15 protein-coding genes are annotated in these 14,738 nt (G+C 59.1%); 7 read left to right on the top strand and 8 right to left on the bottom strand.

Going from position 1 to position 14,738, the window contains the following annotated elements:
• Positions 1 to 5: 5 nt before the first annotated feature.
• The 4 genes from ACVDHE_RS10485 to ACVDHE_RS10500 are packed head-to-tail and all read right to left on the bottom strand — an operon-like array spanning position 6 to position 2,800.
• Positions 6 to 446 carry a hypothetical protein gene (locus ACVDHE_RS10485; RefSeq protein WP_458884533.1) on the bottom strand — a complete coding sequence of 147 codons (441 nt, stop codon included), beginning with the start codon at positions 444 to 446 and terminating at the stop codon, positions 6 to 8.
• Positions 447 to 455: 9 nt separating this feature from the next.
• Entirely contained in the window at positions 456 to 2,048 is a 1,593-nt protein-coding gene (locus ACVDHE_RS10490) for a site-specific DNA-methyltransferase (RefSeq protein WP_458884534.1), read from the bottom strand.
• Positions 2,035 to 2,559: a hypothetical protein gene (locus ACVDHE_RS10495; RefSeq protein ID WP_458884535.1), complete on the bottom strand. Its 525-nt coding sequence runs from the start codon at positions 2,557 to 2,559 to the stop codon at positions 2,035 to 2,037. The genes ACVDHE_RS10490 and ACVDHE_RS10495 overlap by 14 nt, the downstream gene beginning before the upstream one ends.
• A gap of 19 nt (positions 2,560 to 2,578) precedes the next feature.
• On the bottom strand, positions 2,579 to 2,800 hold the full coding sequence (locus tag ACVDHE_RS10500; protein WP_458884536.1) for a helix-turn-helix domain-containing protein: 222 nt from the start codon (positions 2,798 to 2,800) through the stop codon (positions 2,579 to 2,581).
• A gap of 668 nt (positions 2,801 to 3,468) precedes the next feature.
• Here ACVDHE_RS10500 and ACVDHE_RS10505 point away from each other — a divergent pair.
• From ACVDHE_RS10505 to ACVDHE_RS10520, 4 genes are all read left to right on the top strand, one after another.
• Positions 3,469 to 4,431, top strand: a complete 963-nt coding sequence (locus tag ACVDHE_RS10505; RefSeq protein ID WP_458884537.1) for a site-specific integrase — start codon at positions 3,469 to 3,471, stop codon at positions 4,429 to 4,431.
• A gap of 82 nt (positions 4,432 to 4,513) precedes the next feature.
• The gene (locus ACVDHE_RS10510) at positions 4,514 to 4,708 is read left to right on the top strand and encodes an excisionase (RefSeq protein ID WP_458884538.1); all 195 of its coding nucleotides are present in this window, start codon (positions 4,514 to 4,516) and stop codon (positions 4,706 to 4,708) included.
• A gap of 75 nt (positions 4,709 to 4,783) precedes the next feature.
• Complete coding sequence (locus ACVDHE_RS10515) at positions 4,784 to 5,944, top strand: tyrosine-type recombinase/integrase (RefSeq protein WP_458884539.1); 1,161 nt, start codon at positions 4,784 to 4,786, stop codon at positions 5,942 to 5,944.
• Between the two features lie 154 nt (positions 5,945 to 6,098).
• Positions 6,099 to 6,560, top strand: coding sequence for a low molecular weight protein-tyrosine-phosphatase (locus ACVDHE_RS10520; protein WP_458884540.1), 462 nt, complete (start codon positions 6,099 to 6,101; stop codon positions 6,558 to 6,560).
• Between the two features lie 46 nt (positions 6,561 to 6,606).
• On the opposite strand, the gene ACVDHE_RS10525 is transcribed toward ACVDHE_RS10520, so the two are convergent.
• Both ACVDHE_RS10525 and ACVDHE_RS10530 read right to left on the bottom strand, forming a co-directional pair.
• Positions 6,607 to 8,283 (bottom strand): formate--tetrahydrofolate ligase, encoded by a 1,677-nt coding sequence (locus tag ACVDHE_RS10525; RefSeq protein ID WP_458884541.1) that lies wholly within the window; start codon positions 8,281 to 8,283, stop codon positions 6,607 to 6,609.
• A 262-nt stretch (positions 8,284 to 8,545) separates the two neighbouring features.
• Positions 8,546 to 9,904 carry an 8-oxoguanine deaminase gene (locus ACVDHE_RS10530; RefSeq protein ID WP_458884542.1) on the bottom strand — a complete coding sequence of 453 codons (1,359 nt, stop codon included), beginning with the start codon at positions 9,902 to 9,904 and terminating at the stop codon, positions 8,546 to 8,548.
• 139 nt (positions 9,905 to 10,043) lie between these two features.
• Here ACVDHE_RS10530 and sdaAB point away from each other — a divergent pair, with 139 nt between their 5' ends.
• Together sdaAB and sdaAA are read left to right on the top strand one after the other, a co-directional pair.
• Positions 10,044 to 10,709 carry an L-serine ammonia-lyase, iron-sulfur-dependent subunit beta gene (gene sdaAB, locus ACVDHE_RS10535; RefSeq protein WP_458884543.1) on the top strand — a complete coding sequence of 222 codons (666 nt, stop codon included), beginning with the start codon at positions 10,044 to 10,046 and terminating at the stop codon, positions 10,707 to 10,709.
• A 3-nt stretch (positions 10,710 to 10,712) separates the two neighbouring features.
• The gene (gene sdaAA, locus ACVDHE_RS10540) at positions 10,713 to 11,618 is read left to right on the top strand and encodes an L-serine ammonia-lyase, iron-sulfur-dependent, subunit alpha (protein ID WP_458884544.1); all 906 of its coding nucleotides are present in this window, start codon (positions 10,713 to 10,715) and stop codon (positions 11,616 to 11,618) included.
• Positions 11,619 to 11,684: 66 nt separating this feature from the next.
• Here the strand turns inward: sdaAA and ACVDHE_RS10545 are convergent, their stop codons facing one another.
• Positions 11,685 to 12,971: a dicarboxylate/amino acid:cation symporter gene (locus ACVDHE_RS10545; RefSeq protein ID WP_458884545.1), complete on the bottom strand. Its 1,287-nt coding sequence runs from the start codon at positions 12,969 to 12,971 to the stop codon at positions 11,685 to 11,687.
• A 62-nt stretch (positions 12,972 to 13,033) separates the two neighbouring features.
• The gene (gene dapF / locus ACVDHE_RS10550) at positions 13,034 to 13,873 is read right to left on the bottom strand and encodes a diaminopimelate epimerase (protein WP_458884546.1); all 840 of its coding nucleotides are present in this window, start codon (positions 13,871 to 13,873) and stop codon (positions 13,034 to 13,036) included.
• Positions 13,874 to 14,040: 167 nt separating this feature from the next.
• On the opposite strand from dapF, the gene ACVDHE_RS10555 reads away from it, so the two are divergent.
• Positions 14,041 to 14,631 carry a TetR/AcrR family transcriptional regulator gene (locus ACVDHE_RS10555; protein WP_213038063.1) on the top strand — a complete coding sequence of 197 codons (591 nt, stop codon included), beginning with the start codon at positions 14,041 to 14,043 and terminating at the stop codon, positions 14,629 to 14,631.
• Positions 14,632 to 14,738: the final 107 nt, after the last annotated feature.

Consider the following 14,738-nt stretch of genomic DNA (forward strand, 5'->3'; position numbering starts at 1 on the left):
AGTCGTTACCTCCCAGAAGATAGTTTGAGTAATTCTTTGATTTGACGTTCATACTCATCAACAACCTGTTGATGCTCCCCCGTTATTCCACAGTCGAACGGTGTTGTAAGACTATTGGAGAGTCCGAATAAGCATGCTGAAACATCATTTAATCTGGATTTTGTTTCCGCATGTTTAGGTTTGTCAGGCAGTATCTCAGAGAGTGCCCGTGTTTTGGACGCAAGTGCACGAATTTTCTCTGATGCCTCGGCATAGTCCTTTGGCAATTTCAGGTCAGACATCTGGGCAAGATCGACAGGATTGTGATAATATTTGGCATACAGCGCCAATGTGGTTGCAATTTCAAAACGAATAGCTTCATAGTTTTCTCTGAATCCTGACTTCCTGTCTTTGGATACGATCGAAGATATTATGTTGCCAATGACCCCCATTATAGTCTCAAACATAATTGCCCCTCACAGTCTGCTGATGTCTCTGGGGATCTTCTTGAACACGATCCCCATCTGGGCCAGCTTGTCCGCCCCGATGGAGCAGCGGTCGGCGTAGATGACCGTACTGCCGCTTTTCTCCGTGATTGTGGACAAGAACGGATAGTCCAGTACCGTCACTTGCTCCGGCTCGTAATAGAAATAATAGCCGGTGTCGTTGCAGGTCCCCAGATAATAGGGGTTCTCCCCCGTGGCCGGGGCATAGGGTGCCCGGGTCTCCATGAACCAGACATACTCCCGAATCTTCTCGGGGCCCACGGACTCGTTGAGGCAGTCGCCAACCAGCAGCGGCTCCCCCAGGTCGTAAAAACTGAAACTGCCGCCGGTGCCCTCTACCGCTTTTTTCCCCTCGCCGTAGCCCTGGATCACCCGCTTCACCCGCTCGGCGGTGATGCTGTCGGCATAGTCCATCATCTCCACCAGGATGAACTTGCGGTGTCCGCCGTCTGCCTTGTTCATGTTGAGGACGGCGTGGGCGGTAGTGCCGGAACCGGCGAAAGAGTCAAGGATAATATCATTTTCACCTGTAATCATTTGTAAAAAATACGAAATGAGTTCAGGCGGCTTAGGAAAATCAAACGCCTTTCCACTTCCCATAATCTCTTTAATTGCCTTTGTTCCCGCCTGTGTATAGATTCCAGTTATAATTGAATATGGCTTACTCTTTCTTTGCGTTCCGTCAGCACCATTTAGGTATTGCTTATAGTTTACAGTCCATTTTCCGTTTTTTTCTGAAAATACGAGTTCATTATTGGCTTGAGCCTCCAAAGCTCTTTCTTTTGCCCAAAACCACTGTTTAGCAGGCCAAATTTCATGCCCTTCATAATACAATGGATAGCGCAAGTTTGGACGATCATCCATGCTTGTTGTGGCTAGAGGTTGTAATCTATAAGGTCCTCTTATATCAAATTTGTCATCTCTATATTTATAATATTTTAGAATATTCTCATCTGGTGGAAGTTCAATTTTTCCAACAGTAGAAAGATTTTTAGCAAAACATAAAACGTACTCATGTAAATGGACAACATAGTTGCTTTTGGCTCCTCCGCCATAGTTGTTCTGCCACACAAATGTATCTATGCGGTTAGATGCTCCGAAAATTTCGTCCATAATCAGTTCCAGATAACGATGCTCAATCTCATCGATACTGATAAAGATAACTCCATCCTCTGCCAGTAGTTTTTGAAGTAACTTTAGCCGTGGATACATCATGCACAGCCATTTGTCGTGGCGGGTCAGGTCCTCCCCCTCTTTGCCCACGACCTCCCCCAGCCACTTCTTGATTCTGGGGTCATTCACATTGTCGTTATATACCCAGCCCTCGTTGCCAGTGTTATAGGGCGGATCGATGTAGATGCACTTCACCCGGCCCTCGTACCGGGGCAGCAGAGCCTTCAGCGCCTCCAGGTTGTCCCCCCGGATAATCATGTTCTCGCTACCGTTGTCCTCGTCATGCTGCCCGGCCTCGTCATAGCTGTACCGGCGCTCCAGCACCCGGAAAGGCACCTCCTGGTGGTGGTTGATGACTTTATCTTTTCCGATCCATTCAAGCGTCGGCATGGTGTGTGTCCTCCTGATTTTCTGTTGCGGCACGAAGTAAATCAATCTTCCATTGTAATTGCTTTTTTGTCACTCTGTAGTTTAAAAGAATTGGCACTTCATGCGGAAACAGTTCATCTTTCTCAGATGGAAGGTCAATCAGTTCAAGCATATCTTTTAACTCAACAAGTACATCTAACGATGGGTTATTATTTATAATTTTATCGATATTTTCGCAGAGAGCTGGCAGCGCCGAAACATTTCCAAATCGTTTTACTTCAATCAATTTGGTATATTCATTGGTTTGCGGCATAGAATTTTGCCATGACATTAACTGTTTCTGACTTTCCAATTCTGCGCTGATTTTTTCGAGAATTTGTTTCGTTTCGGCTTCTTTTTCTTTAGAAATTTTCTCAATCTCTAATTTAATATCTCTCCGGGTTTTCTTATTACTTTTATAACTTATATAGGCAACAATAATAGGTGCCAGCACAATTACAATGTCTTTCAATGCTGTTAGATAAGTATCCATATATCCTCCTATTCCTTCTTCATATATTGTGATTATTGCAATCTTTGTCCGATGTGGTTTTCTTAACATACTTCCCGCTCTTGATCCTCGCGTCCGCCGGTTTCTCGGCGTCCTCCGGTATCCCCCAGGTGCGTCCGATCATGATAATGCCGGGGATGCGCCCCTCTTTGCAGAGGATTTGGATGCGGCGGGTGGAGATGCCCCACTTCTCCGAGACTTCTTTGATGGAAAGGTATTTCATAAGAACCTCCTGGGCCTTGGACATTCAGTTGCACTGAGTATATTATAGTCGAAAAAGCGAATAAAATCAACTGCATTGTCAAAAGCGAAACAGGACCCATGCCGGAAAATTTCGACATGGGTGCTGATAATTTTTTCTGGATTTGTATATAGTAAGTCAGCCATATTTAAGGCCATACGAAACCAGGGTACAAGCACAGGACGATCCTATATCGCAAGATAGGACAGGCCACATCGACACCAGGGCGGCAGGGTGCCGCACCAATCTTGGAAGTAAAAAAGGAGGGTGAGCAAGCAGCAGGTTTCCACAAAAGCAGAGGTGCAGAGACGGCAGGGAGATCCACCACACGGCAGCCAGCCGTGGAGGGACAGAGAACCCCCAGGACAACGAGGGTCACGCAGTTTCCAACCGGAAACCGCTGACGGTGGGGGCGATACACCCCCAAAGCCGTTGCCGTGTCCCGTTTCTCCCGGCTGCCAGCCGGGAAAACGGGCACGGGAGCGGGCCATGATGGAAGCGCAACCATCTGAAAAAACGCGCTTGTCTCAACACCTTACGCTTTTGGATTCGTGTGAAAGTTTCTTTTTTAGATCGGGAGGGCGGCAAGTAAACGGGCGGGCATGAAATGCACGCACGGTTACTTGCTATGCGCAAAAGGGGGAACCTGTATGAAGAAGTTGAAAGGGGCGGCGAAGCGGATCTTTGGCGGCCTTCAAAACAGGCTGTCTAAACTGGCCCGGTTCGGCCAAAGCAAGCATGAAGCCAAGCAAGAAGCACGGGAAGCCTACATAAAGGAACATGGAAATTTGGAGGGCTACAACCCGGCCAAGGTGGATGGGATCTTTAGTATCGGCACCATGGAGACCTACCGGGCCGCTATGCAGCCCTTCGCGGAGTGGTGTTCCGCCCACAAGATGAAAAATGCCGCTCAAATCACCAGGGCCCATGCCGCCGCTTACTTGCTGGAACGGGAGGCTAAAGGGCTGTCCTCCTGGACGGTGAGCCGGGACATGGCCGCCATCAACAAGGCATTGGGCTTCGATCTATCCAAGCAGGAATTGGGGCTTCGCTCCCGGAAGAAGTCAGAGATCAGCCGCAGCCGGGAGGAGACGGAGAACGACAGGCGGCGGTTTTCCAAGTTTCAGGATCAGATCACCGTTGCCAAAGCCTGCGGGTGCCGCCGTGCTTCTGTTACCAGGATCACCCCCAATGACTGCGTGCGGAATGAAAAGGGCCAGGTGGTGGGGATCAGGCTGGTGGAAAAGGGCGGAAAGGAGCGTATAGCGCCCGTTCTCAACGATTTTAAGGAGCGGGTGACCTCCATCGTGGACAGGGCTCCAGAGGCCGCCAGGCCCCTGTTTGCGGCCTATGACAGCCACATTGACAACCACCGCTTCCGGGCTGAGTACTGCGCTGCTCTGCTCCGCCAGTTGGAGCAGGAAGAAGCCCAGGGAAAGCTCTGGTTCGGCGGCGATCTTAACCCCAAGAATTACATTCACCTTTCCGGCCGGGACGCAAAGAGCGGCGACACCTACCGGGGACACCCCACCCAGGTGGTCGCCGCCGTCAGCGGGGCCATGGGTCACAACCGGCTGGAGATCGTCTTTTCTCACTACAACTACACGGAATAGCCGTCCCCTGATAGTCGGGAAAACACTTGCCTATGATAAGCCACCTGAGTTTTCAGGAATTTTCGGAAAGGTGGTGTTTTCCATGCTGACGATTCCCATTTGGGAGAAGGCAAACCTCTCTTTGGAGGAAGCGGCGGCCTACTACGGGATCGGGATCAACAAGCTCCGGGCCCTGACAGATACAGATCGCTGTCCCTTTGTGCTGTGGGTGGGCAATAAACGGCTCATCAAGCGCAAGTCCTTCGAGAAGTATCTGGAAGGTCTGTATTCTGTTTGACTGTAGTGGCAATCGGGGCCCTGATATGGTATAATACTTCATGTCAGGGCTCCTTTTGAAAAGGAGCGATATTGAATGGCTGAAAGGAGAAAAGACAGCAAAAACCGTGTCCTGCGGAACGGAGAGAGCCAACGCAAGGACGGCACCTATATGTACCGCTACACCGACGTCAGGGGCAAGCGTGTCTGCGTCTACGCCCGCACCCTGGAAGATCTGCGGGTCAAGGAGCAGACGATCCAGAAGGAACTCAACGACGGGATCGACTACGCCGCCGGGGAGATCATCGTCCTTGACCTTTTGAAGCGGTATATCGCCACCAAGACCGGCGTGCGCTATAACACAAAGGTGGGGTATCAGTTCGTCTTGAACCTGGTGAGCAAGGAGAACTTTGGCTGCTTGAAGATCCGGGACATCAAGCCCTCAGACGCCAAACAGTGGTTCATCAAACTGTATCAGGATGGCCGGAGATACAGCACCATCACCAGCGTCCGTGGCGTCCTGCGTCCGGCCTTTGAGATGGCGGTGGAGGATGACATCATCCGGCGCAATCCGTTTTCCTTCCAGATCACCGATGTGGTGCCCAACGATTCCAAGACCCGCCAGGCGATCTCCGGGGAGGTCAAAGAGCGGTTCCTGACCTTTATCCGGGAGAGCAGGCATTACTCCCAGTACTACGACGAGATCATCATTCTGCTGGGGACGGGAATGCGGGTCAGCGAACTCTACGGACTGACCCGGGCGGACCTGGACTTTGAGGCCCGGCGAATCAAGGTGGAGCGACAGCTGACCCGGACCAGGCACTGCGAGTACTATGTGGAAAAGCCCAAGACGGCCAGCGGAGAGCGGTACATCCCTATGACGGACGAGGTATATCGGGCCTTTCAGAACGCCGTCCAGCGCCGCAAACAGCCCAAGGTGGAGCTGCTGATCGACGGGCACACCGGCTTCTTGTTCCTGGACAAGGACGGGAAGCCCAAGGTGGCCATGCACCTGGAGCATGTGATGAAGCGGATCGTGGACCGGTACAACGACGCCCACGAGGACAAGCTGCCCTCCATCACGCCCCACGTCCTGCGCCACACCTTCTGTACCGAGATGGCCAACAGCGGGATCGACCTCAAGAGCCTGCAATATCTCATGGGGCACTCCGACGCGGGCGTGACCCTCAATGTCTACACCCACGCCAGCTATGAGGCGGCAGAAAACGCCATGCGGAAAGCGGTGGGGGACGGCTGAGCCGTACACCAGATTTACACCAAATTTGTGAACAGTGGTGTAGATTCTTGTAGAGTTATGGAGAGGGTGAAAACAGAAGCTGCTTGAAAAGTTCTGAAAATGCGGAAATATTGAAAATCAGGCTCATATTTTCGAGAAATAGAGAGGGGAAGAAATGGTAAAAATCCTGTTCGTATGCCACGGCAATATCTGCCGCAGCCCTATGGCGGAATTTGTGATGAAGGACCTGGTGGCCGCCGCAGGAGCGGCGGACCGGTTCGAGATCGCCTCCGCCGCCACCAGTGCCGAGGAGATCGGAAACGGCGTCTATCCCCCTGCCCGGCAGGAGCTGGCCCGGCACGGCATCGGATGCGCCGGTCACGCCGCCCGCCGCATCCGCCGGGAGGACTATGACCGGTACGACTATCTGATCGGCATGGACCGGGCCAACCTCGCCAACATGCGCCGGATGTGGAACGGTGATCCGACGGGCAAGGTCCACGCCCTGCTGGAGTTTGCCGGCCGGGGCGGGGAGGATGTGGCGGACCCCTGGTACACCGGGGATTTCAATGCCACCTGGCGGGATGTACTGTCCGGCTGCCAGGGGCTGCTGCAGCGGCTGGAAGAACAGCGATAAAGCAAAACGGCCCGGGGGCGCAGTGCGTTCCCGGGCTGTTTGTCTTTCAGGAAAGGCCGGTGATTGTTCCGTTGTTGTCCAGATCGATCTGCTGGGCGCAGGGGGCCTTGGGAAGCCCCGGCATGGTCAGCACGTTTCCGGCCAGCGCCACCAGGAACCCGGCGCCCGCGGAGACCTTGATGTTCCGCACCGTCACCTGGAAGCCGGAGGGGGCTCCCAGCAGGGACTGGTCGTCGGAGAAGGAGTAGGGGGTCTTGGCGATGCACACCGGGCAGCCGCCGAAGCCCAGCTCCGTCAGGTGGGCCGCCTGCCGCTGGGCCTCCGGCGTCAGCACCGCCCGGCTGCCCCGGTAGACTTTGCGGACGATGGCGTCCAGCTTTTCCTGGATGGTCTGGTCGCTGTCGTAGGCGAAGGTGAACCGGCCCTCGCCGCTGTCGCAGAGGCTCACCACCTCTTCCGCCAGCTGAAGGCCGCCCTGCCCGCCCTTTTCGTAGACCTCGGACAGGGCCACCTGGACGCCCAGGTTCCGGCACCGGTCCCGGATCAGGTCCAGCTCTGCGGCGGAGTCTGTGGGGAAGCGGTTGATGGCCACCACTGTGGGCAGGCCGTAGACCTGGGTCATGTTCTCCACATGGCGCAGCAGGTTGGGCAGGCCCCGCTCCAGCGCCGCCGTGTCCGGCTTGCCCAGGTCCGCCCGGGCGGCGCCGCCGTGGTGCTTCAGCGCCCGGACCGTGGCTACCACCACGCAGGCGTCGGGCCGCAGGCCCGCCATGCGGCACTTGATGTCCAGGAACTTCTCCGCGCCCAGATCGGCGCCGAAGCCGGCCTCCGTGACGGCGTAGTCGCCCAGCTTCATGGCCATGCGGGTAGCCATGACGGAGTTGCAGCCATGGGCGATGTTTGCGAAGGGGCCGCCGTGGATGAAGGTGGGGGTACCCTCCAGCGTCTGGACCAGATTGGGCTTGAGGGCGTCCCTCAGCAGGGCGGCCATGGCCCCGGCGGCCTGGAGATCCCCGGCGGTGACGGGCTTGCCGTCGAAGGTATAGCCCACGATGATCCGGGCCAGCCGGGTCTTGAGGTCCGCGATGGAGCTGGACAGGCACAGCACCGCCATGATCTCCGAGGCGGCGGTGATGTCGAAGCCGTCTTCCCGGGGAACGCCGTTGTTCTTGCCGCCCAGGCCTCCCACGATGGAGCGCAGCTGGCGGTCGTTCATGTCCAGCACCCGGCGCCACACTACCTGCTTGGGGTCCAGGCCCAGGGCGTTGCCCTGGAAGATGTGGTTGTCCACCATGGCAGAGAGAAGGTTGTTGGCGGCGGTGACGGCGTGGAGGTCGCCGGTGAAATGGAGGTTGATGTCCTCCATGGGGACCACCTGGGCATAGCCGCCGCCGGCGGCACCGCCCTTGACACCGAACACAGGACCCAGGGAGGGCTCCCGCAGGGCGATGACGGCGTTTTTGCCCATGCGCCGCAGGGCGTCGCCCAGGCCCACTGTGGTGGTGGTCTTGCCCTCGCCGGCGGGCGTGGGGTTGATGGCGGTCACCAGGATCAGCTTGCCGTAGGGACGGGTAGATTCCCGCAGAAGGCGGTGGTCCACCTTGGCCTTGTAGCGGCCGTAAGATTCCAGATAATCGGCGTCCACACCGGCTGTCTCAGCGATCTTGTCAATGGGCTGCAACTGGCAGGACTGCGCGATTTCGATATCAGAGGGAATACTCATCATGTCATCTCCACCCTTGCGTCAGTTTTTCTTGGGCCCAAATGGGCGCGATATGAAGCCATTATAGAGGGTTTGTGGCCCGGCGTCCATAGGGGAGATAAAAAAACTCTGAGAGACGCGGAAACCTCTGCCGGAAGTCCGGGAGGATATCGGGTCCTTTTCGGGGCGATCTGCGCCCCCCTGGCATGTGAAAAGGAGGGCCGGGCGGCCCTCCTTTCTTGCGGAGATTTTCTTTTTGACGGGTTCCCGAGTGGTGAAGAGATCACGCCCGGTCCAGATACGCTTTGCAGACCGCTCTGGCCCGCTCTGCCACGGCAGCCTCGTCCACGCCGGCGAGAAGGCCCTCCTTCACCACGATCCGGCCCTCCACCACGGTGTAGTCCACCGGGCCCCGGAGGCCCGCGGTGGCCAGTACGTCGGCGGGGCTGTACTCCGCCCCGGCCAGCTCCAGACGGCGGGCGTCCACCAGGAACAGGTCCGCCCGCTTTCCCGCGGCCAGCTGGCCGATGTCCTCCCGGCCCAGCAGCGCCGCGCTGCCCCGGGTGGCCAGCTTCAGCACCTGATAGCCCGACGGCGCCTTGTCGCTGGAGGTCAGCCGGTGAAGCAGGTAGCACACCCGCAGCTCCTCCATCAGGGAGGACCCGTCGTTGGAGGCGGAGCCGTCCACCGCCAGGCCCACCGGGACGCCCAGAGCCAGCATCTCCGGGACCCGGGCCACGCCGGAGGAGAGCTTCATGTTGGAGATGGGGCAGTGGGCGACGCCGGTCCCGGTCCGGGCCAGCTCGCGGAGTTCTTCGTCATTGAAGTGGATGCCATGGGCGTACCACACGTCGCTGCCGGTCCAGCCCAGCCGGGCCATGTATTCCAGAGGCCGGACGCCGTGGGCTTCCAAGGTCCAGCGCTCCTCGTCCTTCGTCTCGCACAGGTGGGTGTGGAGCCGGACGCCGTACTGGCGGGCCAGGATGGCGCTCTGGCGCAGCAGCTCGCTGCTCACGGAGAAGGGAGAGCAGGGGGCCAGCACCACCTGGCGCATAGATCCGGGCCGGGGATCGTGATACGTCTCGATGGCCTTGAGAGAGTCGGCCATGATCTCATCCACCGTCTGGACCACGCTGTCCGGCGGCAGGCCGCCGTCCTTGCGGCTGAGGTCCATGCTGCCCCGGGAGGCCACCATCCGGATGCCCAGCTCCTCCGCCGCGGCGAACTGGGCGCCCAGCAGGTCCCCGGCCCCGGCGGGGAACACGTAGTGATGGTCAAAGCAGGTGGTGCAGCCGTGCTTCATCAGTTCTCCCATGCCGGTCAGGGAGCTGAAGCGGACCACCTCCCGGTCCAGGCCCTTCCAGATCTCGTACAGGGCGGTGAGCCAGGGGAACAGCTCCAGGTTCTGCACCTGGGGCAAATTCCGGGAGAATACCTGATAGAGGTGGTGATGGGTGTTGATAAGGCCGGGATAGCACCAGTAGTGGGTGCCCTCCAGCACCGTGTCGGCAGTCTGAGGCAGATCGGGGCCGATGGCTTGGATGACCCCGTCCTCGCAGTACAGGTCCACATGGTCCAAAATGGTGTCGGCGTCGTCGCAGGTGACCACCGTGTTCAGATTGCGCAGCAGCAGAGAGGCCATGGCGTCACGCTCCTTTCTTTTCCTCCAGTATAGGGGATGCGGGGGAGAAGGTCAACTTTCCCGGGAAAACTTCTTGAACAATTTACAGCGGTATGATACGCTGGGAGAGATTTCGGATGCTTAAGGAGGCTTGATATCCATGCTGGATATTTTTGACATTCTCGGCCCGGTGATGGTGGGGCCCTCCAGCTCCCATACGGCCGGGGCGGTGCGGATCGGCCGCATGGCCCGGACGCTGCTGGGAGCAGAGCCGGTGCGGGCGGAGATCGGCCTCCACGGCTCCTTCGCCGAGACCGGCCAGGGCCACGGTACGGACCGGGCCCTGGTGGCGGGCCTGCTGGGCATGAAGCCCGACGACCTGGGCATCCCGGACAGCTTTGCCATTGCGGACAACCAGGGGCTGGATTTCCATTTTCACACGGTCTCCCTGCGGGAGGCCCACCCCAACACCGCTGTGGTGGAGGTATGGTCCGCCGACGGGAAGCATCTGACGCTCCAGGCGGCCTCCACCGGCGGCGGACGCATCCGGGTGGACCGACTGGACGGGGTGGAGGTGAACTTCACCGGCATCTTCAACACCCTGGTCATCCGCCATCAGGACGTGGCCGGGGAGCTCAGCCGCATCCTCAATGAGCTGTCGGTCAGCGGCATCAACATCGCCAATATGCGCCTTTGCCGGGACCGGCGGGGCGGCGACGGCCTGACGGTGGTGGAGACGGACCAGCGCGTCCCCGCCGACGCCCTGGAGCGGCTGCGGGCGGCCTACGGCGTGCTGACCGTCACCTATTATGAGAAGGAGGACTGACCCATGGCCCTGGATTCCATGCAGGAGATCTTCGACAAGATCGAAGCGGGGCGAAAGCCCTTTTGGAAGGTGGTGCTGGACACCGACGTGGAGGAGCGCCAGGTGACGGCGGAGGCCTCCTTTGAGAAGATGCGGTCCGCCTGGCGGGCCATGCTGGAGTCGGTGGACAACTACCGCAGCGACAGCCGCAGCGTCAGCGGCCTGGTGGGCGGCGACGCCCAGAAGATGTGGGACTACGGCGCGGAACACGAGAGCCTTTGCGGCGAGTATATGCAGCAGGTCATCGCCACGGCGCTGTGCGTGGGCGAGTCCAACGCCTGCATGCGGCGGATCGTGGCGGCCCCCACGGCGGGGGCCTGCGGTGTGCTGCCGGCGGTACTGGTGCCCCTGTTCCGCCGGGGCGCCGTAGATGAGGACGCCATCGTCCGGGCCCTGTATGTGGCCTCCGGCATCGGCGCCGTCATCGGCTACCGGGCCTGCATCGCCGGCGCCTCCGGCGGCTGCCAGGCGGAGATCGGCACCGCCTCCGCCATGGCGGCGGGGGCTCTGGTGGACCTGCGGGGCGGCACGGCGGACCAGATCGGCCAGGCGGTGGCCATGGCTTTGAAGAACCTGCTGGGCCTGGTGTGCGACCCGGTGGCGGGGCTGGTGGAGGTGCCCTGCGTCAAGCGCAACGTCATCGGCGCGGTGAACGCCGTCTCCAGCGCCGACATGGCCCTGGCCGGCATTTTGAGCCGGGTGCCGGTGGACCAGGTCATCGACTGCATGGGCGAGGTGGGCCGGCGTCTGCCGGTGGAGTTCCGGGAGACGGCCCTGGGCGGCCTTGCCGCCACGCCCTTCGGAAAGAGCGTCAAGGAGTCCATGGAGCAAAAGCGGGAGTGCCCCTGCGCCGGTGAGGAGCTCCCATGAAAATCCAGTAAAATACGGAGCCCCCGCTGAAAAGCGGGGGCTCCGTTGTCTGTTGGAAGCGGTTTCTCAGTGGGAGGCGCGGATCTTCTGATACCAGTCCTTGCCGTCCACGAACCGGGAGACGATGTAGGAGACCACATAGTCGCCGGAGGAGTTGATCATGGTGGCGGGGGGATCCACCAGGTTGCCGATGGTGATGGCGATGGGGTAGGCCACGGCCAGCTGGTCCGGGAAGAACACGGAGCACATGATGAACTCGCCGATGTAGCCGCCGCCGGGGACGCCGCTCATGCCCACGGAGGACAGCACCGCCACCAGGATGATGAGAATGAAGTCACCGATGGAGTTGAAGGGCTTGCCGAACACGCCGAAGAGGAACGCGATCTTCAGCACGCAGGAGAAGCAGGAGCCGTCCATGTGCATGGTGGCACCCAGAGGCAGCACGATCTCGCTGACGTCCTTGGAGATGCCGGTGGCCTCAGCCTCCTCCATGTTGGTGGGGATGGTGGCCACGGAGGAGCAGGTGCCGAGAGACGTGATGGCGGGACGGGCGATGTGACGGAACATCTCGCCGATGGCGCCCTTGCCGCCGCCGAACCAGGCGAACAGGGGGAAGGCGGTGAAGATGTAGATGAAGCACAGGGGATAGTAGACTGCCAGAGCCCGGGCGTAATCCTGGGTGATCTGGGAGCCGTAGGTGGCCACCAGGTCGGCGAAGAAGCCGAAGAAGGCGATGGGAGCGTAGTAGGTGACGATCTGGACCACCTTCATCATGGCCTCAGACAGGCTCACCAGCAGGGTGGCCACCGGGCTGTCGGGGCCGGGGCCCAGGTTCACGCCGAAGCCGAACAGGATGGCGAACACGATCAGGGGCAGCATGGCGCTGCGGCTGAGCAGGGAGGAGAAGTCTCCCACGGTGAAGAAGTTCACGATCAGGTTGGGGATGGAGATGGGATCGTCCACCACGCCCTCGGCCAGGTCGCTCCAGGGCACCAGGACGGGGGGGATGATCTTCATCAGCACGATCATGATGGCGGCGGCGATGGCGCCGGTGATGATAAAGGTCAGAATGGTGGTGCTCATGATCTTGCCGGCCCGCCTGCGGCTGCGCATGGTGGCGATGGAGCCCGCAATAGAGGCGAACACCATGGGCACCACGATGCAGAACATCATGTTGATGAACAGCGTGCCCAGGGGCTTGAGGACGGTGGCGCCGGCCTTGACGACCTCGTCGCCCTCCTTCACCTGGGGGAAGAAGGCACCCACAATGGAGCCCAGGATCATAGACCCCAGCATCACGGCCAGAAACGCGTAGTTGCGGGCCACGGATTTCTTGGTCAGTTTCTCACTCATATTCTCTCTCCTTCTCGCAAATGGTTTGGAAGTTCTGTATGGCCGGACGGCCTTACATACGGTTAAAGCTGGAGGTCCTCGTCGGTGACCTCGCCCTTGCAGACCACGTTGGTGGGCCCGGTCAGGTACAGCGCCGTGATCCGGGAGCCCTCCCGCTCTGCGTCGATCACCAGCTGTCCGCCGGTCATATCCACCTTGACGTCGTGGCCGCTGACCTTGCCCTGGAGGGTCAGGACCGCCACCAGTGACCCGGTGCCGGTGCCGCAGGCGTAGGTGAAGTCCTCCACGCCCCGCTCGAAGGTCCGCTCGAAGATGGTGTCCTCCCCGGTCATCTCGTAGAAATTGACATTGGCTCCCTTGGGAAAGGACTTGTGCCAGCGGATGGCCCGGCCCAGCTCCCGCAGCTCGTTTTCATCGGCATTTTTCAGATTGTGGTAGGGTACTACCGCATGGGGGAGACCCGGGTTGCCCAACTCCACATAGGAGCAGGCGTACCGCACGCCGTCCACCTCCACCGCCGCGTCCAGCTGGATGGTGGTGGGATCGTTGAGGCGGATCCGGTAGCGCCGGCGGTCGATGCGCTGTCCTGTGACGATGCCGGCGGTGGTCTCCACAGTCTGCTTCTCCCCGGCCAGGCCGTTTTCAAAGCCGTACCGGCAGATGCACCGGGCGCCGTTGCCGCACATCTCGCCCACGCTGCCGTCGGAGTTGTAGAACAGCATCCGGTAGTCGCCGCCCGCCTGAGGGGCGTCCACCACCATCAGACCGTCGGCTCCGATGGACAGCCGCCGCTCGCACAGCGTCCGCGCGATCTGGGGCAGGCGGTCCACCGGCAGGTGCTCCTCCAGATTGTTCAGCACCAGAAAGTCGTTCCCGGCGCCGTTCATCTTCCAGAATTTCAAGAGCATCCCTCCTTTGCTTTCACATTATACCAGCATAAAGCGGAAAAGCGCAACAGAGAATGTGCCGAAAAGCATGCAAAACCTGCGCTGCTGCTTCGGAGATAGGATTTGCACCGGCGCCCCGGGTGTGGTATGCTGGGGAAAAGACCGGGAAAGGGGGGCCTCTCATGCCCAGAAAATCCGCCAGAAACACCCGCGGACGCATCATCTCCGCCGCCTGGAAGCTCTTCTACGAGCAGGGCTACGAGGACACCACCGTGGAGGATATCGTGTTCGAGTCGGAGACCTCCAAGGGCTCCTTCTACCACTATTTCGACGGCAAGGACGCGCTGCTGGGCACGTTGGCCTATGTGTTCGATGAGAAGTATGAACAGCTCATGGAGGTCATGGATCCTGCCATGGGCGCCATGGACAAGCTGATCTACCTCAACCACGAGCTCTTTGCCATGATCGACGGCGGCGTGTCCATGGACCTGCTGGCCCGGCTGTTGTCCACGCAGCTTCTGGCCCGGGGCGAAAAGCACCTGCTGGACCGGAACCGGTACTATTTCAAGCTGCTGCGGCAGATCGTCTCCGCCGGCCAGGAGACGGGGGAGCTGCGCCGGGACCGGACGGTCAACGACATTGTCAAGGCCTATGCCCTTTGGGAGCGGGCGCTGCTGTACGACTGGTGCCTGTGCGGCGGGGACTACTCCCTGGTGTCCTACACAGACAGCGTGACCCCCATGTTTCTGGAGAGCTATCGGGCCCAAAACTGATTTTTTATTTTGGACTGTTTTCTATTTTGAAAATCGTCTATATAAAAAATCTTTTAGTATCAATGAAAAAACGATTTTTTATGAGAACAGAGTATAGACTAAATTCT

The sequence above is a fragment of the Dysosmobacter sp. Phy genome, from assembly GCF_054476235.1.